Source organism: Alteromonas sp. ABV2_168 (genome assembly GCF_056161165.1).
Window position 1 is genome coordinate 152,297 of record NZ_JBSWYQ010000009.1, and the last position, 25,489, is coordinate 177,785.

The window sequence follows — 25,489 nt, forward strand, 5'->3', positions numbered from 1 at the left end:
ATGACAGAACTGAAGTCCTTGCAAAATCACTTTCTGATCGCAATGCCGTCACTGGAAGACCCTTACTTTTCGCGGTCTATCACATACATTTGCGAACATAACAGTGAAGGCGCAATGGGTATTGTGATCAACCAGCCATCGAACATGAATCTGAAAGAACTGCTTGAGCAAACTGATAAAGACACGGAGTTTGCCGACAGTACGTCAGAGCATATTGTGCTGGCCGGGGGTCCGGTCAGTCAGGAGCGCGGTTTCGTGCTCCACTCTGATGACGGTGACTGGAGTTCCAGTTTGAAAATGGCACCGGGTGTTGTTGTGACCACTTCAAAAGATATTCTCTCTGCCATCGGTCACAGCGAGGGCCCCGAGCATGCAATCATCGCGCTGGGCTATGCGGGATGGGAAGCCGGCCAGCTTGAGAAGGAAATGCAGGAAAATGCCTGGCTGACGGTGGAAGCCGACACAGACATTCTGTTCAATACGCCCGTACACAAGAAGTGGCAGTCTGCTGTGAAGAAACTGGGCGTGGATGTATGGCAGCTTACGCCGCAGGTTGGCCACGCCTGATATGAGCCGGACTGTTTTAAGCTTCGATTTTGGCACAAAAAGTATTGGCGTGGCTGTTGGTCAGGAGATAACCGGTACAGCTTCTCCTCTTGCCGCCCTGAAAGCACAGGATGGTGTGCCGGACTGGGAAAAGGTTAAGAAGATCTATGATGAGTGGCAACCGGATCTCGTCATTGTCGGGCTGCCGTTGAATATGGACGGTACTGAACAACCGGTGACGCAACTGGCCAAACGATTTGCAAACCGCCTTCACGGCCGCTTTAACGTAAAAGTGGAGACCTGGGATGAACGGTTGTCTACGGCGGATGCCAAAGCTATGTTGTTCGAATTAGGTGGCTATAAGAAACTGACTAAAGATAAAGTCGACAGCGTTTCTGCCTGCGTGATTTTCACCAGTTGGGCAGAAAATCAGTACTGAGAAAGCCGGTCAGTAAGCCGGCTCTGCTTTCACGGCCTGACATTGCCAGCACAGTGAAAAGTGCCCTTCGTTCTCTTCCCCGCAATGGGTACACTGCCAGTTCTCCCCTTTATTACTATTTGGGGTAAGCGCATCAACGATTCCCTTCGCTTTGCCGAACCACTGCTCATCAAGCAGCCACAATTCCATTTGTGTTTCCTGCCAGGGAAGTTCGCCCACCGCACCACCGGCATATTCATTTTTTACCAGGTACGGAATACGGGCGACATCCAGCTCAGAGCGAACCTGCTGAACCAGAAAACGGTCGTCATGACCAAATAACTTCAGCATCGGAAGAGTCAGTCATCCATATCGATGGACACGCCGGACAAAGAACCCAACTCATTGCCTTCACTGCTGTCTAGTTTGATCATTAGACGCAAATCATTCGGTGAATCGGCATGATGAATGGCCTGGTCATAGGTGATCCGATCTTCTCTAAACAATTCATACAGCGCCATATCAAATGTCTGCATGCCCATTTCTTTGCCTTTCTTCATGGCATCTTTTAACTCACCGGTACGGTTTGTCTGAATAAGATCAGCCACAAACGGGGAATTAAGCAGGATCTCAATAGCAGCTACCCGGCCTTTGCCGTCTTTTTTCGGCACCAGTTGCTGGGCAACGATGGCCCTCAGGTTCAAACTCAAATCGAACAGCAACTTGTTATGCATTTCCTTAGGTGCAAGGTGCATGATGCGCTCTATCGCCTGGTTTGCATTATTAGCATGCAGAGTCGCGACACACAGGTGGCCGGTATCAGCAAATGACATGGCATATTCCATGGTTTCCATAGAGCGGATTTCGCCCAGCAGGATCACATCGGGCGCCTGACGCAGAGAGCTTTTCAATGCGTCGTCAAAGCTCATGGTATCAATGCCCACTTCACGTTGTGTTACCACACAGGAACCATGCCGGTGAATAAACTCGATGGGATCTTCAATAGTAAGGATATGCCCTTTGGAATTGTGATTGCGGTGGTCAATCAGTGCCGCCAGCGAGGTAGACTTACCGGTACCGGTAGCTCCCACCATCAGCACCAGGCCACGTTTACTCATGATAATGTCTTTAAGTACCGCAGGCAGTCCCAGTTCATCCACTTTAGGAATTTCTGTGACGATCCGGCGGGCAACCATACCAATGGAGTCCCGTTGCCAGAATGCGCTGCAACGAAAACGCCCTACATTAGTAATACCAACTGCAAAGTTACTTTCTTTCAGTTCATTCAGTTCACGGATGTAACGTTCTTCCATCACACTCTGAACCAGTTCCTTGGCCTGAAACTGAGATAACGGCTCATCACCTAACGGGGTCAGCTGCCCGTCTATTTTGGCACTGACAGGGAAACCTACGGTAATAAAAATATCCGAAGCCCCGAGTTCTGTCGCTTTCTCAAAATACCCCTGCAGTTTCACCCTTTATCTCCTACATCATTTTGTTTTTATCGGTGGATTTTGCCGCTGCATCCTGATGGCTCACAACGCCTAATGCTACCAGTTTTTGCAGTGCCTGATCCATGGTTTGCATACCATGCGCCTGACCGGTCTGGATAACCGAGTACATTTGAGGCACTTTGTCTTCACGGATAAGGTTACGGATTGCCGGTATGCCCACCATAATCTCATGTGCCGCTACCCGGCCACCGCCGACTTTTTTCATCAGGGTTTGCGAAATAACTGCCCGTAATGATTCTGACAACATGGAGCGGATCATTGCTTTTTCTTCCGCCGGGAAAACGTCAATAATACGGTCGATGGTTTTCGGCGCTGAGTTGGTATGCAACGTACCAAATACCAGGTGACCGGTTTCCGCTGCGGTCATCGCAAGACGGATGGTTTCCAGGTCCCGTAACTCACCCACCAGCACCACATCAGGGTCTTCACGGAGCGCCGAACGTAACGCGTTAGAAAAGCTGTGTGTATCGCGGTGCACTTCACGCTGGTTCAGAACACTCATCTTGTTTTCATGAACAAATTCAATGGGATCTTCAATGGTAAGAATGTGGTCCCGTTTGGTGTTATTGATGTGATCAATCATGGCTGCCAGCGTGGTACTTTTACCCGAACCTGTCGCACCGGTCACCAGAACAAGGCCGGTAGGCTGGTCAATCAGGTCACGGAAAATGGGCGGGGCTGCAATATCATCCAGTGATAATACTTTACTGGGGATAGTACGAAGTACCGCAGCAGCACCACGATTCTGTACAAAGGCGTTAACACGGAAACGGGATAAATCCTTTACTTCAAAGGAAAAGTCGACTTCCAGATTCTCTTCATATTCCTTGCGCTGTTTGTCATTCATGATTTCATAAATGAGCGAATGTACCTGCTTGTGATCAAGCTCAGGGATATTCAGTCTGCGCATTTCCCCGTCGACACGAATGATAGGCGGCAACCCAGCCGACAAGTGCAAATCGGAAGCTTTATTTTTAACACTGAAAGCCAAAAGTTCGGTAATATCCACAACCACGTCTCCAAACACCAGATGATTAATGCAAACAATAGCAGAACGACTGAAATCCGCCCAATCGCGAATCGAACAAGCTACTGCCAATGCGCATCGTCCTCCAAAATCCGTGCAATTACTAGCGGTCAGCAAGACTAAACCGGTATCTGATATCAACCTGGCGTATGAAGCGGGACAACGTTTGTTTGGTGAGAATTACGTACAGGAAGGCGTTGAAAAGATTCAGCATCTGTCTGCCCTCACTGATATTGAATGGCATATGATTGGCCCGCTGCAATCGAATAAAACCAAAGTCGTTGCAGAGCATTTTGACTGGGTGCAGTCTGTAGACAGAGAAAAGATTGCCCGGCGGCTGAACGGCCAGCGACCTTCTCACATGCCGCCACTGAATGTGTGCATACAGCTTAATATTGATGATGAAGACAGTAAATCAGGCATTCAGATCAATGCACTGCCAGCCCTGATTGATACTATCAACGGGTTGCCTAACCTGAAATTGCGGGGGCTGATGGCGATACCAAAAGCCTCTCCGGACGAGGAAGAACAGGCGCAAACCCTGACCACGCTGGCTGATTTATTCGCGGAATATCAACAAAAGCTGAGCGATTTTGATACCCTGTCCGTAGGAATGAGCAGCGATCTTGAAGCCGCCATTGAACACGGCTCTACCATGGTCAGAGTAGGCAGCGCTATTTTTGGTGCGCGTAACTGATTGACCGGGTCGCTATTCACGAGTTTTAAACGCAATACATAAGGGTTTTCATGCAACAGAAAAAATTGGCATTTATCGGCGCAGGTAACATGAGTCGCAGCATCATCAGCGGACTTATCCAGTCAGGCTACGACAAAGACAATATTCTTGCCAGTAATCCCTCAACCCCCAAGCTGGAAAAACTACAGGAAGAGTTTGGCATCCGGATCACGCAGTCGAATGATGAAGCCTGTGAGTTTGCCGATGCTATTGTGCTGGCGGTAAAGCCACAAATGATGGGCGACATGCTTGCCGCCTTGCAGGAAAAAAACGACCTGTCCGGTAAACTGTTTTTATCCATTGCAGCCGGTTTGCCGGTATCACGCCTGCAGGAAATGCTGGGCGGCGATTATCCGGTGGTGCGCATTATGCCCAATACTCCAAGCCTTATCGGCAAAGGTATGACGGGCTTGTACGCTGACAACACAGTAAGCAGCGCAGACCGCCAGTACGCTGACGACGTCATGGGCGCAGTGGGTGAAACGGTTTGGGTAAAGGAAGAAGACGGTATTAACGGCGTCATCGCCGCTGCAGGCAGCAGCCCTGCGTATTTCTTCCTGTTCTTGCAGGCCATGCAGGAAGAATCCATGAAAATGGGTTTTGATGCGCAGACCGCCAGAAACATGGTTCAGCAAGCCATGTTGGGAGCGGCTGAAATGGTTTGTCACAATCCGGATATTGAATTAAGCGAGTTAAGAGCTCAGGTTACTTCTAAGGGCGGCACGACCGCTGCTGCTATCAATACATTTATCGATAAAGGCTTGCAGGACACGGTAAGCGCAGCCATGCGTGCCGCAGTCGACAGAGCCGAAGAAATGGCGAAACAACTTTAAGTTTAAGCTTCACAGGAAAAACAGTTAATGAGCAACGCGTCGGTCTTTCTTATCAGTACCTTGTTTGATTTGTATCTGATGGTGGTGATATTACGATTGTGGTTACAACTGGTCAGGGCAGATTTTTATAACCCGGCCAGCCAGTTTATCGTTAAAGCAACACACCCCATAGTGGGGCCTCTTCGCCGTATCATCCCGTCTGTCGGTAACTTTGATACGGCAACGTTCGTGCTAGCGCTGCTTGTCGCGGCACTGAAGTTTGTGACGCTGGTCTTGCTGTTTGGCGGTGGAAACATCAATCCGGCATCTATTATCCTGCTGGCGTTTTTAACCGTAGTGAAAGAGACCCTCTCGCTGATGTTCTGGATCCTGATTATCCGCGCCATCCTCAGCTGGGTATCGCAGGGACAAAATCCTATTGAGTACGTGATGTATCAACTGACAGAGCCATTTCTGTCACCTATCCGCCGTATTATTCCGCCCATTGGTGGTCTGGATTTATCGGTATTGATAGCCATCATCGGATTACAGTTCCTGCAAATCCTTTTGCAAAATATGTTTGGTTTATACTAAGTTTTAAAAGGGTAGCGGTTTAGCTACCCTTTTTTGTTTCTGTACTGATTTTGTGTGATTAGTTGAATTTGGTGAAGACACTGTGAACTACCTTGCCCGTCTGCCGGCCCTCTGCCTGCTCTTATCTTTACTGTTTACCGTCCCTGCGGCATTAGCCGAACAAAAACAAACGCTGGGAAAATGGGTTGTACATTACATCGTAGTGAACACCACGTTTTTCACCCCGGAAACCGCGCAGAATTACGGCATTGTGCGCAGTAAATATAATGCGCTGGTGAATATTTCGGTGCTCGACAGCACAACAGGAGAAGCTCAGGTTGTGTCCGTTAAGGGTCAGGCGAGAAACCTTTTAGGTAACAGCAAAACACTGAATTTCAAACGGGTAAAAGAAGGCGAAGCGATTTACTATCTTGCCCCGCTTTCCTTTAATGACAGAGAAACCTTTCGCTTCAACGTCGATATTCAGCGGGGCAATGAAGTTCAGACACTTAAGTTTCAGCAGGAGATGTTCGTCGAGTAATCTCCGGCTTCAAACTGTCAGTGCGATGTTACAGCGATGCAGGCATATGCGCTTTTTCGTTTCGCCAGGCCTTCTCATAAGCAGGCCTGGAAAGTACCCGCTCTGCATACTGTTTCACATTATCAAACGTCAAATCCATACCAGACCCTTTTGCCCATGACAGCACATGTCCGGCGACAATATCTACTCCGCTGAACATGCGTCCGGTAAGGAAATCCTGGTCTCCGAGCAACGCAGAAAACCCTTTCAGTGCCACACCGAATTCGTAAATACTGACATCTTTCATGCCTTCAAGTCGCTGTGTTTCCGGTAATGCAAAGTCATGCTTTGCCATGTTCCATAACGGTTGCTCCAGTTCTGTTATCACAAATGCCATTGCCTGTTCGTACAGCATACGGGCCTTGCTACCCAATACCGGCATGAATTCTTCGTAACCATGCTTATCCATCAGCCAGGTCACGATGGCAGCAGATTCGCTCATTGGCCCGCAATCAGTCATCAGCGCAGGAATTTTACCCGCAGGATTAAGCGCGAGAAAATCTGCTGATTTATGCTCCCCCTTACGTAAGTTAATAAACGTGTAGTCATAAGGCAGGCCTAACTCTTCCAGTGCCCATGCCACACGCACTGAACGCGTTTTTGCAAATCCGTATAATGTATACATACCCTCTCCTGTCCGGTGATTTTGATTGTTTGAAACTATACACAAATCACCGGCTTCAGCGCATCAATTTGTTCCGTTATTCCATGTGACTATTGCAAGCGCAAACTTCATCCCCACACTATTTCTATTCGATTAAAGGAGGCATTATGTCTGAATATAAAGAAATCAAACTCGTTAAACGTCCGGTGAAAGGTCAGATTGACGCATCCCTGTTCAGCACAGAGCAAAAGCAGGTTCCCATGCCCGGTGAGGGTGAAATACTGATCAGACAAACACATATGTCGCTGGATCCCGCCATGCTGGGCTGGATGAGTGAAGACAGAGAAAGTTACATCCCGCCCGTGGAACTCGGTGAGGTAATGCGCTCCAGCGGCGTAGGTGAAGTCATAAAATCTAACCATCCCGATTTTTCTGAAGGCGACAAAGTGATGGGTATGACAGGTTGGCGGGAATACCTTGTCAGTGATGGTAAGGGCTTCAACAAATTACAACCCGGGATCAGCGAAGAGATGGCCCTGTGTGTGTTTGCCTTACCCGGTCTGACAGCCACCACGGGGTTATATAAGTTCGGCAAACCTGAGGCCGGTGAAACCCTGATTGTAACCGGCGCTGCCGGTTCTGTGGGCTCAATCGTTGGTCAGCTAGCTAAAGCTGACGGTTTACGGGTAATCGGCGTTGTGGGCAGCGATGAGAAAGCAGACTGGATTGTCAATGAGTTAGGTTTCGACGGCGCCATTAATTACAAGACGGATAACCTGAAGGCGCAGCTGGATGCCCTCACCCCCAACCGTATTGACGTATTTTTTGAAAACACCGGCGGCCCTGTACAACAACTTATCGTTAACCGGATGAACGAGCACGGGCGCATTGTCGTTTGCGGAATGATTGCAGATTACCAGTCCGACAACCCTTCCCCCGGCCCCAACTGGATCCCGCTTATCAAAAAACGTGTCTCCATTCAGGGGTTTGCTATGCCTGATCACTGGGGCGAGATCCCGCAATTGCTTGAAAAGCTCACGCCTTATGTGCAGCAGGGTAAAATTAAATACCGTGCACATATCATTGAAGGGCTGGAAAATGCACAGAGCGGCTTGAACATGTTGTTCGACGGCAAGAACACTGGGAAAATGATTGTTAAATTATAACCCCTGTTAGCTGAGCACTATCACAGGCAGTGAAGCAACTCTTCACTGCCTTTGAGTCCCTTTCAATTATCTTTCTTAGTAACCCTTCTCCGCTGTACGCACTTTCATCTTTATATAAAGACAGCCAGCGTTATTACCTTTACTGATAAGCCTTTCACCATTTTGGTTCAAGTGCCGCATCAGATTAGAACATTTCCTGCATTGCCGGCCCACGTCTGCCACTGACTTTTGTGCTGTAACCGGCACTTCACCGCTATTAAACAGCGCTTTATCCTCCATTAGCAGCCCACCGGCATACCTCACAGGTTTCTGGAATATCTGTTGCATTACATGAGTACTTACACCCAGGTGATAACAATAAGAAAACACTGGTCATTCAACTACCACTACCCAAAATAAGAGGGAACTCATGTCTGAAGAATTAACCGGGAACATTTCTGCTGAAGGTGCTTCGCGCCGTAAATGGTTAAAAACATTTAGTTTAGGTGCGGGTGCAGTTGCCCTTACGGGTTGTTTCGATACCGGTGTAAAAGAACTGCAGGCAGCGGGAATGAAAACTGAACATTTCCCGTCTGCAACGCCAAATGTTAATGACGGTCTGGTTCGTCTGTCTTCGAATGAAAATGCTTTTGGTCCTTCACAGAAGGCCGTTGAAGCGATGCAGGGTGAACTTTTTAATCTCGCCCGTTACACAGATGCTACTGTCGATGTGCTGAAAAAGAAAATTGCCGCGCAGGAAGGTGTCTCTGAAGACCAAATCGTTGTTACGAATGGTTCATCACCTATTTTATTCGGTTATGCAGAGTGGATAACTGAAAACGGTAATAACCTCGTTACCTCAATGGCCACTTATGAAGGTATTCCCCGAGGCGCCGAGTTCATGGGTGCCAATGTCACCTACGTGCCTCTGGATTCAGAAATGGGTTTCGACTTAGATGCCATTGAAGCTGCAGTTACTGACGAAACCACGGCTGTGTACGTATGTAACCCTAACAACCCCACCGGCTGCATGGTCGATCCTGCCAAACTGACAGCGTTTGCCAAACGGGTATCGAAAAAAGCGCAGGTGTTCATCGACGAAGCCTACATTGAAATGTCTGATGCCTATCCGGCAAACGTGCAGTCTAAGCTGGTTGCCGAAGGTCATAATGTGGTTATCTGCCGTACGTTTTCAAAAATTCATGCTATGGCAGGACAACGTTTAGGTTATGCCATTATGCCGGCAGATCAGGCTAAATCTCTGGGCGGAAAACTGCGTATGGGTGGTGTTAACTATCTGGCACTGGTGGCCGGAATGGCGAGTATGGATGACCATGCAAACCTGAACACCATGCGCGATCGCATCAAAACCGAGCGTACTAAACTGACGAAAGTTGCTGAAGAACTGGGTCGTCCTTACGCGAAAAATCCGCAGGGCAACTTCATCTACGTGGATACCGGCATGCCCCACGACCAGTTTGCTGCGAAGATGAAAGATGAAGGTATCAAAGTAGTTGGCCGTACGTGGCCAGGCTATGATTCCTGGTCACGCATCAGCGTGGGTACACCGGAAGAAACCGATGCCTGTGTAGCCGCATTAAATAAAGTACTGGCTTAAGTGTCTGTGGCGGGGTGAGGCTTATTCAGCCTCATCCCGTAAAAAAACCAAATCCGTCTCAGTGCTCTGTTCAGGCGAAAAGACATAACCCGCTTCGCTGAACGCCTTTAAGCCCGCTACGTCTTCAATACGTTTCTGAATCACATATCTGGCCATTAATCCCCGCGCCTTTTTAGCAAAGAAACTAATCACCTTATACTGACCGTTTTTCTTATCTTTAAAGTGTGGCGTAATGATCATGCCGTCCAGCGACTTCGCCTTAACTGACTTGAAGTACTCATTTGAAGCCAGATTAATCAGCACATTATCGCCCTGCTCTTCCAGCGCCTTATTCAGCGCAAGGGTGATATCTGCTCCCCAGAATTCATACAGATTTTTACCCTTAGGATTTTCAAGACGGGTACCCATTTCCAGGCGGTAAGGCTGCATTAAGTCCAGCGGACGCAACAGACCGTAAAGGCCGGAAAGCATTCTTAAATGTTGCTGTGCATATTCCACGTCCTGCTCAGACAATGAATAAGCATCTAAGCCCGTATACACGTCGCCGTTAAAGGCGTAAAGCGCCTGACGTGCATTGTCTTTGGTAAACGGGGTAGTGAAAGAGTCAAAACGGTTGGCGTTCAGTGTCGCCAGTTTATCGCTGATCTTCATCAAAGAAGACAGGTCTGCCGGCGTCAGTTTGCGGCAGGTTTCTACCAGTGCTTCAGCAGATGTCAACATGGCAGGCCGCGTGAACGACGCTACCGGCACCGGCGTTTCAAAATCCAGATTCTTAGCCGGTGAAACAACAACTAACATAATTCAATTTCCTCTTTACTATCAGACACCGCAGTAACATATTCATCGGGCTTATCAAACTCCGGCGCAAAGAATATCACGGTCTGCCCCGCGTTTTTGCCCTTTTACCTGCCAGATTGGGGTCAAACCGTTATGTTTATACGCTATAGCGGGATAATTTAGCGCTTTGCTGTGTTATTTAACCTGCCAGTCTGTTATAAATTTACTAAATTCGATCTGGTTTAACCGTCCGGACATACAAACCCTACATAGTGGTTGATTCAGTTGTTTACAACCAACATATTCAATCAGTCTGCCCCCTTCCGGTGGCGGGCTGTTCATTTATTTAGGTCACACATTCAGAGAGAAACGATGAGCAATCAATTAGACGCGTTGCGCGAAATCACTACCGTCGTTGCCGATACCGGCGATATCGAAGCGATCAAAAAGTACGAGCCTGTAGACGCTACGACGAATCCGTCTCTTTTACTTAAAGCCGCAGGTATCCCTGAATATGCGGGCTACATTGACGATGCAGTGGCATGGGCCAAATTACAGTCACAGGATCCGGCTCAGCAGTTAACAGATGCCTCTGACAAGCTTGCTGTTACTATCGGTAAAGAAATTTCCGGCGTAATCCCGGGTCGTATTTCTACAGAAGTAGATGCCCGTTTATCATTCGACACCGACGCGACTATTGCTAAAGCAAAACGTCTGGTTGAACTGTACAACGATGAAGGTATCGATAAGTCACGTATTCTGATCAAAATCGCTTCAACCTGGGAAGGCATCAAGGCTGCTGAAATTCTTGAACAGGAAGGGATCCAGTGTAACCTGACACTGTTATTCAGCTTTGCTCAGGCACGTGCCTGTGCGGAAGCCGGTGTCTATCTTATTTCCCCGTTCGTGGGCCGTATTCTTGACTGGTATAAAGCAAACACAGATAAGAAAGAGTACACCGCAGAAGAAGATCCGGGTGTGGTTTCAGTAACCCGCATCTATAACTACTACAAAGAGCATGGTTACAGCACGGTAGTCATGGGCGCGAGCTTCCGTAACATTGGTGAAATTCAGGCGCTGGCCGGTTGCGACCGTCTGACCATCAGCCCGAATCTGCTGGAAGAACTCAAAAACAGCACCGAAGCGCTGCCTATGAAACTGAAAGACGAAGGCGCCACAGCAACACCGGGCACGAAACTGGACGAAAAAGGTTTCCGCTGGGACATGAACGAAGATGCCATGGCGACACAAAAGCTGGCAGAGGGGATCCGTAACTTTGCAGCTGACCAGGAAAAACTGGAAACCATGCTGAAAGAAAAACTGGGTCAATAAACTTCGCTGGTATCAGGAAACATTCAGACAATGACAAATTTTACCCAACAGCCAGCTTTCGCTAATTTGTCGAAGCTGGCAGAAGACATCAAAAAGACTCACATGCGTGACTGGTTTGACGCGCAGCCTGAGCGTGCAGACACCATGCAGGCGCAGGCCTGTGGTTTGTTTATTGATTATTCAAAAAACCGTGTTAACGAAGAAGCGCTTGCACACTTGTTTGCACTGGCGAAAGCACAGGGCGTGGACACTCACCGTAAAGCCATGTTTGACGGTGACACCATCAACAACACTGAAAAACGTGCTGTACTGCATACAGCGCTGCGTAACTTCAGTGGCAAGCCTGTTATGGTTGACGGTGAAGATGTGATGCCGGAAGTGCTGGTTACGCTGGACAAAATTGAAGCCTTTACGGCTTCAGTGCATTCCGGTGAGCACAAGGGTTATACCGGCAAGCCAGTTAAACACGTGGTCAGCATTGGTATCGGCGGTTCATTCCTGGGCCCTAAAATCATGACTGAAGCGCTGAAGCCGTACACCCATGATGCCGTTAAAGTGCACTTTGTGGCAAACGTAGACGGCTGTCACATTCATGATGTGCTGACGTCTCTGGATCACGAAGAAACGTTAATCGTTATGTCTTCCAAGTCGTTTTCCACTCAGGAAACGTTGCAGAATACCTTAAGTGCGAAAGCCTGGTTCCTGGAACAGGGCGGCACTCAGGAAGATATTGCAAAACACTTTGTTGCCGTATCCTCAAACGTCAAAGCAGCCACTGAGTTCGGAATTGCGGAAGAAAACATTTTCCCCATGTGGGACTGGGTTGGCGGACGCTACTCGTTGTGGTCTGCGATTGGCTTACCCATCGCACTGGCACTAGGTTTTGAAAACTACAAAGGCTTGCTCGAAGGCGCCCATGAAATGGACAAACATTTCTGTGATGCACCATTTGAAAGCAACCTGCCCGTTATTCTTGCAGTTCTCGGCGTCTGGTATCGTAATTTCTTCGATGCACAGTCTCACGTCATGTTGCCTTACTATCATTATCTTCGTGGACTGCCAGCTTATGTGCAGCAACTTGATATGGAAAGTAACGGTAAGCAGGTCACGCAGAACGGCGATGTGGTTGAGTGGGAAACCGGCCCGGTTATCTGGGGAAGTGAAGGCACAAATGGTCAGCACAGCTTCCATCAGTTAATCCACCAGGGTACCTCTATCATCCCCGCAGACTTTATGCTGCCGCTGAATGTGCCTAATCAGAACGACACGCATCACGCCATGCTGGCATCGAATTGCTTTGGTCAGACTCAGGCACTTATGCAGGGAAAAACCTTCGAAGAATGCTACGCTGATCTTGAAGGTAAGGTGTCTGATGAAAGTGAGCGCAAAGCACTGGCTCAGCACAAAACGATGCCAGGTAATAAACCCAGCAATACAATTTTGTTCGAAAAACTGGATCCGCAAACACTTGGCGCGCTGGTTGCAATGTATGAACATAAGGTATTTGTCCAGGGCGTTATCTGGCAGGTGAACTCCTTTGATCAATGGGGTGTTGAGTTAGGGAAAGTACTTGGTAATCAGGTTCTTGACGGCATTCAGGGTAAAGCAGAAGACGATGCGTTTGACGCTTCTACCCGGCAACTCATTAATCGCTTCAGAAACGCCAATGCACCAACTTAAGGAAAGTTAATTTGGTTCACGCCAAATAAGTGCATCTGACAAACGGCCGGTTTTTACTGGCCGTTTTCATTGGGCAAACCACACGCTGTCATGCAATCGTCACATTTTGTTAATAAAAGGTAAATTTAATCATTTTATTATCGTGTCGACTGTGATACAAAAGTAGTCAGAAGGATGAAAAAACATTCAACTCTGACACTGATGTTAGTGGTAAACAAAAGGAGATCCTAGTGGATAAGTCAGATCTGTTTGCGATGTTAAATATTGAAGAAACTCCGGCTAAAACTAAAAGCAAGAAAAGAAAGTGGAGAGAGATCGAAGCCTTACAGGACAGGTTCAAACTGGAAAAAGAACTGGCAGAAATCGACTACGGTTTTGAGTACGAACTGGAATCGATGGAAAGATAAAATGAAAACGGCCACCTGATATCAGGTGGCCGTTTTTCGTTATATCACCCTGCAGGTTTTTATATCTGCCAGTTAATGGCAGGTTGCCCGTGTTTGCGCAGCCAGGCATTTGTCTTACTGAAATGCTGACACCCGAAAAAACCTTTGTAGGCCGACAACGGAGACGGATGTGGTGCTTCCAGTACCAGATGTCGCTGTTTGTCGATATTAGCGCCTTTCTTTTGCGCATGAATGCCCCACAACAGGAACACCACATTGCTGGTGTGTTCGTTAATGGCGGCTATGACGTGATCGGTAAACGTTTCCCAGCCAAACTTTGCGTGGCTGTGTGCCTTCCCCTGCTCCACCGTCAGCACGGTATTTAATAACAATACACCCTGCTCAGCCCACGACGTGAGATCACCATCAGAAGGCATAGAAAACCCTTCAATATCCGTTTCCAGTTCTTTGCAGATATTCTTCAGCGATGGGGGCAGCTTTACACCTTTCTGTACGGAAAAAGATAATCCGTGCGCCTGTCCCGGCCCGTGGTAGGGATCCTGTCCCAGGATCACAACCCGCACTTTATTCAGGGGTGTGAGAGCGAATGCATTGAATACATCCGGTTCAGGAGGAAACACCACTGATGCAGCCCTGGCCTCATCAACCCTGGCCATCAGTGATTTAAAATAAGGCCGGGACTTCTCAGGTCCCAGCACATCTTGCCATGTTGTCATTTCAATATAGAGAACATGTGCGCTTTTAGCGCTTCGTAGTCAGCTGGCAGTGGCACAGCCTGGCTTTCTTTGCTGGAACACTCTACCAGTGCCTGAGGCAGGCTCAGAGGCTGTCCGAGAACATTCTCAACGGTTTCGCGGAATTTAGCCGGATGTGCAGTACCAAGGAACAGGCCATACTCATTATCCGTCAGATCGTGACTTACCGCACGGTAAGCGATGGCAGCATGAGGTTCGCTGGTGTATCCCTGTTGCGCAAGCTGACGCATGGCGATTTGTGTATATTCTTCATCGACACATTCACCGCGCAGGCACGACTTATCCAGGTAACCACGCTCAATCAGCGCTTCGATGCGGGGCCAGTTGTTTGGCTGGCTGACATCCATTGCATTAGACATGGTTGCAACCGTCGGATTGGGTGCCCATTCGCCGGTTTTCAGGTAACGGGGAACTGTATCGTTCAGGTTCGTTGCCGCAACAAAACGCTTAATGGGCAAGCCCATAGACTTGGCAATCATACCTGCTGTCAGATTACCGAAGTTACCGCTCGGCACCGAAATAACCAGCTCTTCACGCTGTTCCGGCGTAAGCTGACTAACCGCCTCAAAGTAATAACAAACCTGCGCCAGCAAACGGCTGATGTTGATAGAATTTGCTGAATTCAGATGCAAACCTTCACGTACATCCGGATCGTCAAACGCATGTTTAACCATCGCCTGACAGGCGTCGAAATCACTCTCGACAGCAACGGTATGAATGTTATCACCCAACGTGGTAAACAGCTTTTCCTGCAGCTGACTGATTTTTCCTTTCGGGAATAAAATCACCACATTGATGTTCGGGATACCGTGGAACGCATGGGCAACAGCGGCACCGGTGTCACCGGACGTGGCGGTAAGGATGGTAATGGGTTCGCCATTGCTGATGCGGGAAAGCACCTGCGCCATAAAACGGCCGCCAAAATCTTTGAACGCCAGTGTAGGACCGTGGAACAATTCCAGTGTGGCGACTTTGTCATTTACACTGACCACAGGAGCCGGAAAGGTAAACGCCTCTTCAACAATACTGCCAATGGTACCTTCGCCCAGCTCATCACCGATTAAGGCGGTAAGCACTTCTGTGCTGCGCTCAACGAAAGGCTTTTTGAGCAAGCCGTCGATGTCGTCTAATTTCGGAATGTCAGTAGGGAAATATAAGCCCTGCTCCTGACCTAAACCGCGCTTTACTGCTTCTGAAAAGGAAGCGGTGTCTGATGCTACTTTTAAATTTACTAATTCCACCTGGGATACCTTTAATCTTTACACTTGCTGCTCTACCGCACCCTTATCAGGGATCCGGCAAACGTGGCTAAAGCCATCTTCATTTTGTACGTAATTGGCCTGCAGCCATTCACGAATCGCTTCGGCTTTTTCAGCATCGTCACAGACAGCAAATACTGTCGGACCAGAACCGGAGATCCCGAATGCTAATCCACCATTTTCCATACTGAACGCTCTGGCCTCGTCGAAGCCGGGCAATAATGACTTGCGATAAGGTTCAGCTATTACATCCTGCATCACACTGGCTGCCAGGCCCGCGTTCTGCGCGTGCAGCGCATGCACGAACACGCCCAGTTGACGACCAAAAGTCAGCGTATTTGCCATCGCCACTTCTTTCGGTAATATATTCCGGGCCGCCGATGTGGAAACACTTATTCCAGAGTAGCACACAACCCAGTACCAGCTGCCGATAACCGGTAATTTCACCGTCACTTCGGCATCATTGCCGGTCATCAGGGTTAATCCGCCAAGATAACAGGGAGCAACATTATCATAATGAATGCTGCCGCTAATCTGCCCTTCCAGTTCGCCCATCATTAACAGAAGCGCATTCTCATCAAAGGGATAATCAAAGTGTGCATTCAGTGCATGAAAGGCTGCAACGATAGAACTGGCACTGGAGCCAAGGCCGCTGCCAATAGGCAGGTTCTTATGCAAAATCAGTTCAACATGACGGGTGGGCTTGCCGGCTTTTACCATTTCTTCAAAGAAATGGGCATAGCACAAGGTAACAATGTTGTTATCGGCACCAGCCGGTAACTTGTGGGCAAACGGGCCGGTGGCGGTCAGAGAAAATGCATCCGCATCTTTAACTTCAACAACATCGCCTAACTCAGTGCCGTCAACGGGTGCCAGTGCGGCACCCAACACATCAAAACCTAAACTTACATTGCCGATGGAGGCTGGCGCATAAGCGCGGGTGGTTTTCATACTACTCATCCTTCAATTACAGCGCCATTTGTTTCCACGGCATGGTACGCAGAATATCAGCAAACACACCGGCAGCGGTTACCGTACCACCCGCTCCGTAGCCGCGGATAACGTAAGGAATAGGCTGGTAATAGTCACTGCTGATTGCCAGCGCGTTCTCACCGTCTTTCACCGCCGCAAGAGGATGCGTAAGCGGCACCGCCTGAATGTTTACCTTACACTTGTCGCCATCGATACTGCCGATATAACGCAATACACTGTCGTTGGCTTTGGCTTCTTCCACCCGCTGACCAAATGCTGCATCCAGCTCAGGTAACTGCTGCATAAACTCATTAATTGATGCACCTTCTGCAAAACCTTCCGGTAACACAGATTCAATCTGAATATCAGACAATTCAAGCACCAGGCCGGCCTCACGTGCCATGATCAGGAGTTTACGGGCCACGTCCATGCCGCTTAAGTCGTCACGTGGATCCGGCTCGGTATAGCCATTTTCTTTTGCTGCACTGGTAGCCTGAGACAAGCTCATACCTTCTTCAAGCTTACCGAACACATAGGATAAGCTACCGGATAAAATGCCTTCGAACTGATGCAGCACGTCACCAGCAGCGAACAGTTTCTGCAGGTTATCGATAACCGGCAAGCCCGCACCTACGGTAGTTTCATATAAATACTGGCGATTTGTATTCTGCGCGGTTCTGCGCAGCTGGCGGTAATACGCCATGGTGTCGGTGTTGGCTTTTTTGTTAGGCGTCACTACGTGGAAGCCCTGCTCCATCATATCCACGTACTGTGAAGCGACTGCTTCGTGACTGGTACAATCAACAATCACCGGATTTACCAGACTGTTGCTGTTAACAAACTGGTGCAAACGCTCAACACTTAACGACTCCTCAGAAGCTGCCAGTGCAGACTGCCAGTCGCCTGACACATCAATGCCCTGCGCGTTAAGCAGCAGTTTGCGGCTGTTGGCAATACCGTATACACGTAACTGAATATTGCGCTTCAACAGTGCAGGTTGCTGACGGGAAATCTGACCCAGTAACTCTTTACCTACGTTACCGCAGCCAACCAGGAATACGTCAATGGTGTGGCGATCGGAGAAGAAATTCTGGTGAATAACCCGTACCGCCTTCTTCGCCTTTTTCGCTTCGATAACCGTAGAGATGGAACGCTCTGAAGATCCCTGAGCAATGGCTACGTTATTCACACGGGCTTGCGCCAGCGCAGCAAAGAAACGGGCTGCCAGGCCTTTCGTATGACGCATTCCATCGCCGACCAGGGTAACAATGGCTAAATCGTGACGCACTTCAATCTGATCAAGCAACTGGTTTTGCAGTTCCAGAGCAAAAGCATCTTCCAGCAGTTGCTGTGCACGGGCCGCATCTTTTTCCTGTATACAGAAGCTGATGCTGTACTCCGAGCTGGACTGGGTGATCAGGCTGATGGAAATATTGGCGTTACTCATCACCTCAAACACACGGCTTGCCATGCCTACCATGCCTTTGAGACCTGGTCCTGCAACATTAAACATCGTGATGTTATCGAGCTGCGAAATACCTTTCACTGACGTCCATTTCTCGCTGGCTTCGTTACTGATTAGCGTGCCGGGCGCAGAAGGATTCAGGGTGTTTTTGATCAGACAGGGAATGTGGTGCTGAGCGATAGGACCAATGGTTTTCGGGTGCAGTACTTTGGCACCGAAGTAAGACAGCTCCATGGCTTCCTGATAAGTCAGCTTATCAAGTAATACAGCCCCTTCAACCTGATTCGGGTCAGCGTTATAAACACCGTCTACATCCGTCCAGATTTCACAACAGTCTGCATCGATACAGGCCGAAAGGATGGCAGCAGAGTAATCAGAACCGTTACGGCCAAGCGTGACTTTCTCACCCTCTTCATTAACAGCAACAAAGCCGGGCATAACCAGTAATACTGAACCGTCGTTCTTTACGTCACTAAAACGGGCTTTACTCATTGCCACATCAGCAATGCTGTCGAGATATTCGCCGTGTGCCAGCACGTATTCGACCGGGTCGATGATACTGTTAACCACACCTTTACTTTGCAAAATCGCACTGAACAGCGTCACACTGATGTATTCGCCGATACTTAAGATGCCGGCAGCCACAGAATCCGGAGCACAACCAAGCAACTTAATGCCTTCCAGTTGTTGCTTAAGCGCAGACAAGCGCTCTGAGATAAATGAAGAAACGTGGTCGTGGGCGAAGTTATCTAAGGTGGTGTTTAATTCGTCAGCAATACCCTGAACAGTTTGCTCTAACTTTTCGAACAGAGGCTGGAAGTCATCCCCTGCGGCAGCCTGTTCACAAAGAGAAGAAAGCGCGTTGGTCACGCCCTTTGGCGCAGAAAGCACTACTGCTGCGCCATCGGTTTGGTGGGTGGTCATACAAATCTCAGTCACACGCAGGTATCGGGGTGCGTCGGCCAGAGAAGATCCACCAAACTTTAAGACTTTCATGTAATGCTCCTTTCGGTTTTATTTTGCTACATCAACGCTCAATTGCGTAAAAAAAAACCCGCTCCTGGTGAGGGCGGGCTTTCGATGTCTGGTTGCAATGTTGCGCACTAGCCAGCGACCGCCCTCGAAGAGGTGGTAATAATCATCGTGCCGGTGGTGCTAATCATTGTTTTCATACGGACAATTTGCCGTATAGACGTCTATCTGTCAACCGCGATTTTGCTTTTTCTGTGTAAAACACCGTCAGAACAGACAATTTACTCCTAAAGAGAGCCTTTTTCTGCCTTTTCATATTGCGATTCATCATATTTTGACAGGAAAAACGGGAATTTTATTGCGTACATTTTGCCGGAGCATTCCGTAATTTTTTCTTCCGGAGCTCAATGAACACCCCGCTCAGGCCAGGGCAATGAAATTCTGCCCGGGAATAACTTTATATTTTTCATATCATTAGTGTATAAAAAGGGCCGTACTCTCCGGTGCAACGTCCGGCGCGTTGCGGCACTGTCTTTGCTATCTCAGCTTACATATCCCTATCAGATTTTATTTTTCCCGGAGAAAGTCCTTATGTCAGCGTTTAACGGAGTTTTAGGCGTCAGCCAGGCAGAGTCAGGTTATCAGTTTGCAGTGTGGGCGCCGAACGCCAAATCTGTATGTGTGACCGGAACATTTAATGAATGGGATGAGACTGCAAATCCTCTGGAATCCCGTGAAGGCGGAATCTGGGTTGGTTTTGCTGACAACGCGAAAAACGGTGATGAATACAAGTTTGCTATCACCACCTTGCAGGATGAGCTGTTACTGAAAAACGATCCCCGTGCCCGCAAGGTCACAAACAGTGTGGGAAACAGTGTTATTTACGATGATGAATATCAGTGGCAACACACAGAATTTGACTCCGCCCCCCTTCATGAGCGCGTCATTTATGAAATGCATATTGGTACGTTTAATAAGCCCGAAGATGGCCACGGCACATTTGCATCGGCCATAGAAAAGCTGCCTGAACTGAAAGCGCTGGGCGTGACGATGGTTGAACTCATGCCTGTGAATGAATTCGCCGGCGATATCAGCTGGGGCTACAACCCTGCCTATCCCTTTGCAGTAGAGGAGGCCTACGGTGGTCCTGACGGATTAAAAGCCTTTATCGATGCTGCTCACGGCATGGGGATCGGTGTGATCCTTGATGTGGTTTACAACCATTTAGGCCCGGGCGACCTGGATATCTGGCAGTTTGACGGCTGGCACGAGAACGATAAAGGCGGCATTTATTTCTACAATGATTTCCGCAGCGCCACGCCATGGGGAGATACACGACCTGACTATGGCCGTCAGGAGGTGCGGGACTATCTCACCGACAATGCACTGATGTGGCTGAACGAATTTAAAGCTGACGGATTGAGGATGGATATGGTGCCTTATATGCGCAGTGTGTCCGGTGCGGATACCGGCGATGACGATATCCCTGAAGCCTACGATCTGATTAAAACCATCAATCACCGTATTCAGACGTCCTGCCCGGGTAAAATGACCATTGCAGAAGATCTTCACAGTCATGAGTACATTACCGATCCTTTAGACAAGGGCGGTTGTGGCTATACGGCACAGTGGGCCGCAGGTTTCGTTCATCCTGTCCGCGATACACTGACAAAAACCGAAGACAGTTATGTCGATTTAAGCACGGTGGTTAACGCGATTACCAGAGTGGTCAGCGGAAACCCGTTTGCCAGTGTGGTCTATACCGAATCCCATGATGAAGTCGCTAACGGTCAGGCCAGACTGGTTGAGGAAGTAGCGCCGGGCGGTGTGGATGACAACTACTTTGCCCGTCAGAAAGGCATTTTAGCCGGTGTCCTTACCCTCACAACCGCGGGCATACCCATGCTGTTCCAGGGGCAGGATTTTAAAGAGTCCGGTTGGTTCGATGATACCAGTGATATCGACTGGGCACGCAAAACCCGCTTTGCTGAGTATGCAGAAGCATTTAAGCAACTGGTCGGTTTACGTACTAATAAAAACGGGAACAGTGCTGCATTGACCGGCGGTGCCACAGAAATTGTGCATAAGGACGATGACAACAAAGTGCTGATCTACAAACGAAGCAATGGCCTTGATGACAAACACGTTTATGTCATGATTAATTTTTCAGGCGCAAATGTGGAAGGGTACCGGTTAAATGGCATACCGCCGGATGCAGCCTGCCTGTTTGCCTGGCAGGACGGTATTACAACAAACGATGTGCAACTGAATGACAATCTTATCCATCTTACGGCTTACAGTGCGATGATTTTTTCCGGCAGCTGAGGCCGGAACGAAAAACGCGGTGCATTGTGCACCGCGTATATCACGTTGTTATTACCCGGTTCACATCATCAGAAACGGTAAGTGATTTTTCCGTAAACATAGCGGCCGGTAAAGCCGTAAGGCGAAAAGCCTGAATAAGGCATGATGTAAGTAAAGGTGGTCGGCGCTTCTACCGTGTAGCGGCTTGCCTCAGGATACACATCAAATACGTTGTTTGCGCCCACAGACACAGACAACCCTTCCGTTAACGCTACATTAATGTCCAGATCGGTTACCCACTCCGCCGGAATGATTTCATTCAGCTCAGCGGTGGAGGACGGATCTTCCACTTCACCGTAACGGGTTGTTCTTAACGTTGTGGTGTAGCGGTCAAACGACCAGGTGACGCCTAAATTAACTTTACTTTCAGGCGAAGCCGTTTCGAACCGGCGCAACTCAACATCAGAGAACAAGTTACTCTGGTCAAAACCGGCGCCCTGCAGCACATCCGGTGCATCGATAACGCGGGTGACTTCATTGTCGTTAAAGTTTATGCCGGCATTGAAGTTAAATGCGCCCCACTCTGCTGTGTCCAGCGTATACGTTGACACAATATCGACACCCTGCGTACGGGAGTCAATCGCATTTAAGAAGAAACGCGCGCTGGTCGCACCGGTGCCTTCAAGTAACGCCGCTATTGCGTCGCCGGACAGGTTGTTTGACAACACAATGCGGTCGTCAATATCGATGCGGTAGAAGTCTACTGTCAGGTTAAAGTCTGCAGACGGTGACCAGGTAAAGCCTGCGCTGTAGTTAACTGATTCTTCTGCATCCAGACCGGGGCTGCCCAGCGCCTGCGCAACATCACTGGACGGTGCAAAGGTACCTGTTTCTACCGGAACACTGTCTACAAAAACGGTAGATATAGCAGTGAAATGTTGTTGCTGTAATGACGGAGCGCGGAAACCGGTAGATACCGATGCACGTAAAGCAAACTCATCGGTGACAGTTACCCGGTTAGACAACTTCCAGTTAAAGGTGCTGCCAAAATCGGAATAGTCTTCAAAGCGGCCCGCAACAGCAACGTTCCACTGCTCAAGTACATCTGCTTCCAAATCGACATACAAGCTGTAGTTGTGGCGGCTGTTCTTGCCCGCTGATTCCGGTGTAAAACCCGGAAATACCTGGGAACCGGCCGCGCCTAAGGAGCCATCTGCAGAAACCGCACCGCCGGGACCGAACGTACCCTGAATGTAAGAGCTTTCCTCACCTGCGGTAATTTCATAGCTTTCATGACGATACTCAGCACCCATTGCGAAGTTCATTTCGCTGTAGAATACACCGGTATCAACCAGGCGTGACGCATCTGCATTCACTACAGTGGTTTGATACTCTAAAGAGCCGGCGTCAAAACTTGTCTGGCTGTCAGGGCCCAAAGACGTATTCAGGGAATTGGCTACACCGTATTCCAGCTCGTTTTCACCATGAGTGACAGATAAATCGTAATTCCAGACTTCGTCATAACCTTTGATACCGGCCAGTACAGACGAATCTTTGATATCCGTGGTAATTTGTGGCAGGAAACCGTCAGGATAAATGGATGTAATGTTCCGTGAATCCTGTGCTCTGCGGTAGAAGCCGCCGCTGACAGAATTACGCTTGCTGGCACCGGCTGTACCGTAAAACTCAACCTTATCGTTAATCGCTTTTCCGGCATTCACAAACAGCGCATAGTCTTCCACGTCACCGTTACCGAAAACATGATTGTAACGGTCCACCGTTAACTCACGGGGATCAAGATTTCCTTCTTCGTCGCGGGCATAGTTTTCACGGGGATCGTAATCGGCACGGTTGGCCTGGCCCCGGTCACGGTATTCAGCAGACACATTTACAAAACCGTCATTGCCCCATTCGAAGCCGATGTTGCCGCGCAGTGTGGCTGTCTGACCATCCGTTAAAGAGCGGTCGGAGCCGGTCTGGAAAGCAAGATCACCATCATCACCGACACTGACTCCGGTTAACTCCGGCACACCATCCATAGTTGTCACGTTGGCACCGTAGGTAGCAGACACTTCGCCACCTTCGCTGGCATCTTTCAGTACGATGTTAATCACACCTGCGATAGCGTCAGAACCGTACTGGGCAGCCGCACCGTCACGTAAAACTTCGATACGTTTAATGGCGTTAGCCGGAATCGCATTTAAATCCACCGCAGAAGAACCCCGGCCAACAGAACCGTTCAGGTTTAACAGTGCGCTGGTATGCCGGCGTTTGCCATTAACTAAAACGAGAGTGTGGTCAGGAGCCAGACCGCGCAGCTGTGCCGGACGCACGTGGTCAGTACCATCGGTCATAGAAGGTTGCGGAAAGTTAAAGCTGGGCAGCAGGTTGTTCAGAATCATGTTGGTTTCAGTTAAACCTGTCGCAGCAATAGCAGACGCATCAATGATATCGATAGGTACCGGTGAATCATTCACTGTGCGTCCCACGCGGCGTGAACCCACTACCTGAATTTTTTCCAGACTGGCATCTGCAGCCGGATCAGTTTGCTCCTGTGCGACGGCCTGAGAAGAAACGGCTAACGGTAATCCGATGATTGCGGCAGAAAGAAGAGATAGTCGAAATGCAGACGACCGGGATTTGTCCTGTAACATAAAAAGTGTTCCCTAAGAATTTATTATTGAATCGAAAATACGCCTTATCGAAGTTGATAAGCGGGATGTCATGGCATCCGTTTCTGAAGTCAGGGTACGGCCCGAAAGCCCTTTGATGAGCCTTGATGAGACTCTTAGAATTATATGCGTGGCAGCATGAAGAACGGTCAGGTCAAAACCTGAACAACTGGTCAGTAGTGCTGCGGGCGGAGTAAATCATAAATCATGAGTTAACTGAAGCGGGAGTTTGAAATATTAATTTATTCCTCGGCAGACAAACAAAAATAACCGATGAATCTCTGTGGAACCCGGGAACTAAGATGTTCAAATACAAGAAACAATTCAGGAGCCAAAACCGATGTCAGCAGAAATCACAACCCTGACGAGCAAAGTGGTGTATGAAAATAAGTGGATGCGGGTAAGAGAAGATGCCATCGAACGTCCTAGTGGCCAGCAAGGCATTTACAGCGTGATGGAAAAACCGGACTTCACCGTTGTTATTCCCGTGCAGGCCGGATACGTGTACATGGTAGAACAATACCGCTACCCGGTTGAAAAGCGTCAGCTGGAATTCCCCCAGGGCACCTGGGAAGAGAATGGACAAGCCGATCCGGCAGAACTAGCTGCCGGCGAACTACAGGAAGAAACAGGCTTGCTGGCAAAAAACTGGACTCACGTGGGTTATCAGTATTTAGCTTACGGTTTTTGTAATCAGGGTTATCACATCTGGATTGCTACAGATTTCACCATGACCGAACAGAATCTCGACCCTGAGGAAGAAGGTCTGACCTGCCACCGCATTGCTTTATCTGATCTGGATGAGATGATTAAAAGGGGTGAAATCCTTGATGCCACCACCTGCAATGCGCTGGGGTTGGCGCGTCTGAAAGGACTTATTTAGTTTTATTGCTGCGCGTCACACTTCCGTTGCTCTATTCAGCGGAAGCAGGCTGTTCTGGCAGGCATTGCTGTAGCCGCTACGCTATAGTGGAGGCGTGTTTTTTCAAAAACTGTCAGCAAGGAGCTACCATGCGCACAAGAAAGAGCCATTTTATGGCCATTACTTTACTGCTTTCAACCGCGACCAGCGCAAGTGGTTTGCGGTGCGGAACAAAGCTGGTACTGGAAGGAGAAAGCACCTATGACGTCATTCAGAAGTGTGGCCAGCCGGATTCGCAGGAAGATCTCGGTTTTATTCGCAAGCGGGACGATTACGTCAAGGTGACCCGCTACATTTATGACATGGGTAACGGTAAATTTCTGCGTCTGCTCGACTTTCACAATGGTAAATTAATCAAAATCGCTGACGGGCCGCGTCAGTAGTCAAAGGAAATGGTTT

Annotated in this window: 24 protein-coding genes; 14 read left to right on the plus strand and 10 right to left on the minus strand. The window is 48.9% G+C overall.

Annotated elements, in window-relative coordinates:
- Entirely contained in the window at positions 1 to 567 is a 567-nt protein-coding gene (locus tag ACXAH4_RS14425) for a YqgE/AlgH family protein (protein WP_119502223.1), read from the plus strand.
- A gap of 1 nt (position 568) precedes the next feature.
- Positions 569 to 985, plus strand: coding sequence for a Holliday junction resolvase RuvX (gene ruvX, locus ACXAH4_RS14430; protein WP_474882370.1), 417 nt, complete (start codon positions 569 to 571; stop codon positions 983 to 985).
- 9 nt (positions 986 to 994) lie between these two features.
- Here ruvX and ACXAH4_RS14435 read toward each other — a convergent pair whose 3' ends face one another.
- Genes ACXAH4_RS14435 through ACXAH4_RS14445 form a run of 3 tightly spaced genes read right to left on the minus strand, consistent with a single transcriptional unit; the run spans position 995 to position 3,487 of the window.
- Entirely contained in the window at positions 995 to 1,315 is a 321-nt protein-coding gene (locus tag ACXAH4_RS14435; RefSeq protein WP_303572837.1) for a putative signal transducing protein, read from the minus strand.
- Positions 1,316 to 1,323: 8 nt separating this feature from the next.
- The gene (locus tag ACXAH4_RS14440) at positions 1,324 to 2,439 is read right to left on the minus strand and encodes a PilT/PilU family type 4a pilus ATPase (RefSeq protein ID WP_474843004.1); all 1,116 of its coding nucleotides are present in this window, start codon (positions 2,437 to 2,439) and stop codon (positions 1,324 to 1,326) included.
- Between the two features lie 10 nt (positions 2,440 to 2,449).
- Positions 2,450 to 3,487, minus strand: coding sequence for a type IV pilus twitching motility protein PilT (locus ACXAH4_RS14445; protein WP_119503450.1), 1,038 nt, complete (start codon positions 3,485 to 3,487; stop codon positions 2,450 to 2,452).
- Positions 3,488 to 3,515: 28 nt separating this feature from the next.
- Here ACXAH4_RS14445 and ACXAH4_RS14450 point away from each other — a divergent pair, with 28 nt between their 5' ends.
- The 4 genes from ACXAH4_RS14450 to ACXAH4_RS14465 all read left to right on the plus strand — a co-directional run bounded on the left by ACXAH4_RS14450 (position 3,516) and on the right by ACXAH4_RS14465 (position 6,167).
- On the plus strand, positions 3,516 to 4,202 hold the full coding sequence (locus ACXAH4_RS14450) for a YggS family pyridoxal phosphate-dependent enzyme (RefSeq protein ID WP_474882372.1): 687 nt from the start codon (positions 3,516 to 3,518) through the stop codon (positions 4,200 to 4,202).
- A 50-nt stretch (positions 4,203 to 4,252) separates the two neighbouring features.
- Entirely contained in the window at positions 4,253 to 5,074 is an 822-nt protein-coding gene (gene proC, locus ACXAH4_RS14455) for a pyrroline-5-carboxylate reductase (RefSeq protein ID WP_474882374.1), read from the plus strand.
- A gap of 27 nt (positions 5,075 to 5,101) precedes the next feature.
- Positions 5,102 to 5,647, plus strand: coding sequence for a YggT family protein (locus tag ACXAH4_RS14460; protein WP_474882376.1), 546 nt, complete (start codon positions 5,102 to 5,104; stop codon positions 5,645 to 5,647).
- 115 nt (positions 5,648 to 5,762) lie between these two features.
- On the plus strand, positions 5,763 to 6,167 hold the full coding sequence (locus ACXAH4_RS14465; protein WP_474882443.1) for a DUF4426 domain-containing protein: 405 nt from the start codon (positions 5,763 to 5,765) through the stop codon (positions 6,165 to 6,167).
- Positions 6,168 to 6,195: 28 nt separating this feature from the next.
- Here the strand turns inward: ACXAH4_RS14465 and ACXAH4_RS14470 are convergent, their stop codons facing one another.
- Positions 6,196 to 6,831, minus strand: a complete 636-nt coding sequence (locus ACXAH4_RS14470) for a glutathione S-transferase family protein (protein WP_474882378.1) — start codon at positions 6,829 to 6,831, stop codon at positions 6,196 to 6,198.
- Positions 6,832 to 6,977: 146 nt separating this feature from the next.
- Here ACXAH4_RS14470 and ACXAH4_RS14475 point away from each other — a divergent pair, with 146 nt between their 5' ends.
- Complete coding sequence (locus ACXAH4_RS14475; protein ID WP_474882380.1) at positions 6,978 to 7,976, plus strand: NADP-dependent oxidoreductase; 999 nt, start codon at positions 6,978 to 6,980, stop codon at positions 7,974 to 7,976.
- Between the two features lie 409 nt (positions 7,977 to 8,385).
- On the plus strand, positions 8,386 to 9,573 hold the full coding sequence (locus ACXAH4_RS14480) for a pyridoxal phosphate-dependent aminotransferase (protein ID WP_474847620.1): 1,188 nt from the start codon (positions 8,386 to 8,388) through the stop codon (positions 9,571 to 9,573).
- 21 nt (positions 9,574 to 9,594) lie between these two features.
- Here ACXAH4_RS14480 and yaaA read toward each other — a convergent pair whose 3' ends face one another.
- Positions 9,595 to 10,371, minus strand: coding sequence for a peroxide stress protein YaaA (yaaA, locus tag ACXAH4_RS14485; protein ID WP_474882382.1), 777 nt, complete (start codon positions 10,369 to 10,371; stop codon positions 9,595 to 9,597).
- 351 nt (positions 10,372 to 10,722) lie between these two features.
- Here yaaA and tal point away from each other — a divergent pair, with 351 nt between their 5' ends.
- The 3 genes from tal (at position 10,723) to ACXAH4_RS14500 (ending at position 13,769) form a co-directional block, all read left to right on the plus strand.
- Positions 10,723 to 11,682 (plus strand): transaldolase, encoded by a 960-nt coding sequence (tal, locus tag ACXAH4_RS14490; RefSeq protein WP_474882384.1) that lies wholly within the window; start codon positions 10,723 to 10,725, stop codon positions 11,680 to 11,682.
- A gap of 30 nt (positions 11,683 to 11,712) precedes the next feature.
- Positions 11,713 to 13,362 carry a glucose-6-phosphate isomerase gene (gene pgi, locus ACXAH4_RS14495; RefSeq protein WP_474882386.1) on the plus strand — a complete coding sequence of 550 codons (1,650 nt, stop codon included), beginning with the start codon at positions 11,713 to 11,715 and terminating at the stop codon, positions 13,360 to 13,362.
- A gap of 230 nt (positions 13,363 to 13,592) precedes the next feature.
- The gene (locus ACXAH4_RS14500) at positions 13,593 to 13,769 is read left to right on the plus strand and encodes a DUF3545 family protein (RefSeq protein ID WP_303572827.1); all 177 of its coding nucleotides are present in this window, start codon (positions 13,593 to 13,595) and stop codon (positions 13,767 to 13,769) included.
- A gap of 59 nt (positions 13,770 to 13,828) precedes the next feature.
- On the opposite strand, the gene ung is transcribed toward ACXAH4_RS14500, so the two are convergent.
- The 4 genes from ung to thrA are packed head-to-tail and all read right to left on the minus strand — an operon-like array spanning position 13,829 to position 19,216.
- Entirely contained in the window at positions 13,829 to 14,485 is a 657-nt protein-coding gene (ung, locus tag ACXAH4_RS14505; RefSeq protein ID WP_474882388.1) for a uracil-DNA glycosylase, read from the minus strand.
- Positions 14,482 to 15,765 carry a threonine synthase gene (gene thrC, locus ACXAH4_RS14510; RefSeq protein ID WP_474847614.1) on the minus strand — a complete coding sequence of 428 codons (1,284 nt, stop codon included), beginning with the start codon at positions 15,763 to 15,765 and terminating at the stop codon, positions 14,482 to 14,484. The genes ung and thrC overlap by 4 nt, the downstream gene beginning before the upstream one ends.
- An 18-nt stretch (positions 15,766 to 15,783) precedes the next feature.
- Complete coding sequence (gene thrB, locus ACXAH4_RS14515) at positions 15,784 to 16,734, minus strand: homoserine kinase (RefSeq protein ID WP_119502242.1); 951 nt, start codon at positions 16,732 to 16,734, stop codon at positions 15,784 to 15,786.
- A 16-nt stretch (positions 16,735 to 16,750) separates the two neighbouring features.
- Positions 16,751 to 19,216 (minus strand): bifunctional aspartate kinase/homoserine dehydrogenase I, encoded by a 2,466-nt coding sequence (gene thrA, locus ACXAH4_RS14520; RefSeq protein ID WP_474882390.1) that lies wholly within the window; start codon positions 19,214 to 19,216, stop codon positions 16,751 to 16,753.
- Positions 19,217 to 19,783: 567 nt separating this feature from the next.
- Between thrA and ACXAH4_RS14525 the strand changes: the two genes are divergently transcribed.
- Positions 19,784 to 21,517: an alpha-amylase family glycosyl hydrolase gene (locus tag ACXAH4_RS14525; protein ID WP_474882392.1), complete on the plus strand. Its 1,734-nt coding sequence runs from the start codon at positions 19,784 to 19,786 to the stop codon at positions 21,515 to 21,517.
- A 68-nt stretch (positions 21,518 to 21,585) separates the two neighbouring features.
- Here the strand turns inward: ACXAH4_RS14525 and ACXAH4_RS14530 are convergent, their stop codons facing one another.
- The gene (locus ACXAH4_RS14530) at positions 21,586 to 24,150 is read right to left on the minus strand and encodes a TonB-dependent receptor plug domain-containing protein (RefSeq protein ID WP_474843040.1); all 2,565 of its coding nucleotides are present in this window, start codon (positions 24,148 to 24,150) and stop codon (positions 21,586 to 21,588) included.
- A gap of 358 nt (positions 24,151 to 24,508) precedes the next feature.
- Here ACXAH4_RS14530 and ACXAH4_RS14535 point away from each other — a divergent pair, with 358 nt between their 5' ends.
- Entirely contained in the window at positions 24,509 to 25,051 is a 543-nt protein-coding gene (locus tag ACXAH4_RS14535; RefSeq protein ID WP_474843042.1) for an NUDIX domain-containing protein, read from the plus strand.
- 128 nt (positions 25,052 to 25,179) lie between these two features.
- Positions 25,180 to 25,473 carry a DUF2845 domain-containing protein gene (locus ACXAH4_RS14540; protein WP_474843044.1) on the plus strand — a complete coding sequence of 98 codons (294 nt, stop codon included), beginning with the start codon at positions 25,180 to 25,182 and terminating at the stop codon, positions 25,471 to 25,473.
- The last annotated feature ends 16 nt before the right edge of the window (positions 25,474 to 25,489 follow it).

Excerpts from the sequence above, each read along its gene's own strand:
- ACXAH4_RS14425 (WP_119502223.1), top strand. The coding sequence starts at position 1 with ATGACAGAACTGAAGTCCTTGCAAAATCACTTTCTGATCGCAATGCCG.
- ruvX (WP_474882370.1), top strand. The coding sequence starts at position 569 with ATGAGCCGGACTGTTTTAAGCTTCGATTTTGGCACAAAAAGTATTGGC.
- ACXAH4_RS14435 (WP_303572837.1), bottom strand. The coding sequence starts at position 1,315 with ATGCTGAAGTTATTTGGTCATGACGACCGTTTTCTGGTTCAGCAGGTT.
- ACXAH4_RS14450 (WP_474882372.1), top strand. The coding sequence starts at position 3,516 with ATGCAAACAATAGCAGAACGACTGAAATCCGCCCAATCGCGAATCGAA.
- proC (WP_474882374.1), top strand. The coding sequence starts at position 4,253 with ATGCAACAGAAAAAATTGGCATTTATCGGCGCAGGTAACATGAGTCGC.
- ACXAH4_RS14460 (WP_474882376.1), top strand. The coding sequence starts at position 5,102 with ATGAGCAACGCGTCGGTCTTTCTTATCAGTACCTTGTTTGATTTGTAT.
- ACXAH4_RS14470 (WP_474882378.1), bottom strand. The coding sequence starts at position 6,831 with ATGTATACATTATACGGATTTGCAAAAACGCGTTCAGTGCGTGTGGCA.
- ACXAH4_RS14475 (WP_474882380.1), top strand. The coding sequence starts at position 6,978 with ATGTCTGAATATAAAGAAATCAAACTCGTTAAACGTCCGGTGAAAGGT.
- ACXAH4_RS14480 (WP_474847620.1), top strand. The coding sequence starts at position 8,386 with ATGTCTGAAGAATTAACCGGGAACATTTCTGCTGAAGGTGCTTCGCGC.
- yaaA (WP_474882382.1), bottom strand. The coding sequence starts at position 10,371 with ATGTTAGTTGTTGTTTCACCGGCTAAGAATCTGGATTTTGAAACGCCG.
- tal (WP_474882384.1), top strand. The coding sequence starts at position 10,723 with ATGAGCAATCAATTAGACGCGTTGCGCGAAATCACTACCGTCGTTGCC.
- pgi (WP_474882386.1), top strand. The coding sequence starts at position 11,713 with ATGACAAATTTTACCCAACAGCCAGCTTTCGCTAATTTGTCGAAGCTG.
- ung (WP_474882388.1), bottom strand. The coding sequence starts at position 14,485 with ATGACAACATGGCAAGATGTGCTGGGACCTGAGAAGTCCCGGCCTTAT.
- thrB (WP_119502242.1), bottom strand. The coding sequence starts at position 16,734 with ATGAAAACCACCCGCGCTTATGCGCCAGCCTCCATCGGCAATGTAAGT.
- thrA (WP_474882390.1), bottom strand. The coding sequence starts at position 19,216 with ATGAAAGTCTTAAAGTTTGGTGGATCTTCTCTGGCCGACGCACCCCGA.
- ACXAH4_RS14525 (WP_474882392.1), top strand. The coding sequence starts at position 19,784 with ATGTCAGCGTTTAACGGAGTTTTAGGCGTCAGCCAGGCAGAGTCAGGT.
- ACXAH4_RS14530 (WP_474843040.1), bottom strand. The coding sequence starts at position 24,150 with ATGTTACAGGACAAATCCCGGTCGTCTGCATTTCGACTATCTCTTCTT.
- ACXAH4_RS14535 (WP_474843042.1), top strand. The coding sequence starts at position 24,509 with ATGTCAGCAGAAATCACAACCCTGACGAGCAAAGTGGTGTATGAAAAT.
- ACXAH4_RS14540 (WP_474843044.1), top strand. The coding sequence starts at position 25,180 with ATGCGCACAAGAAAGAGCCATTTTATGGCCATTACTTTACTGCTTTCA.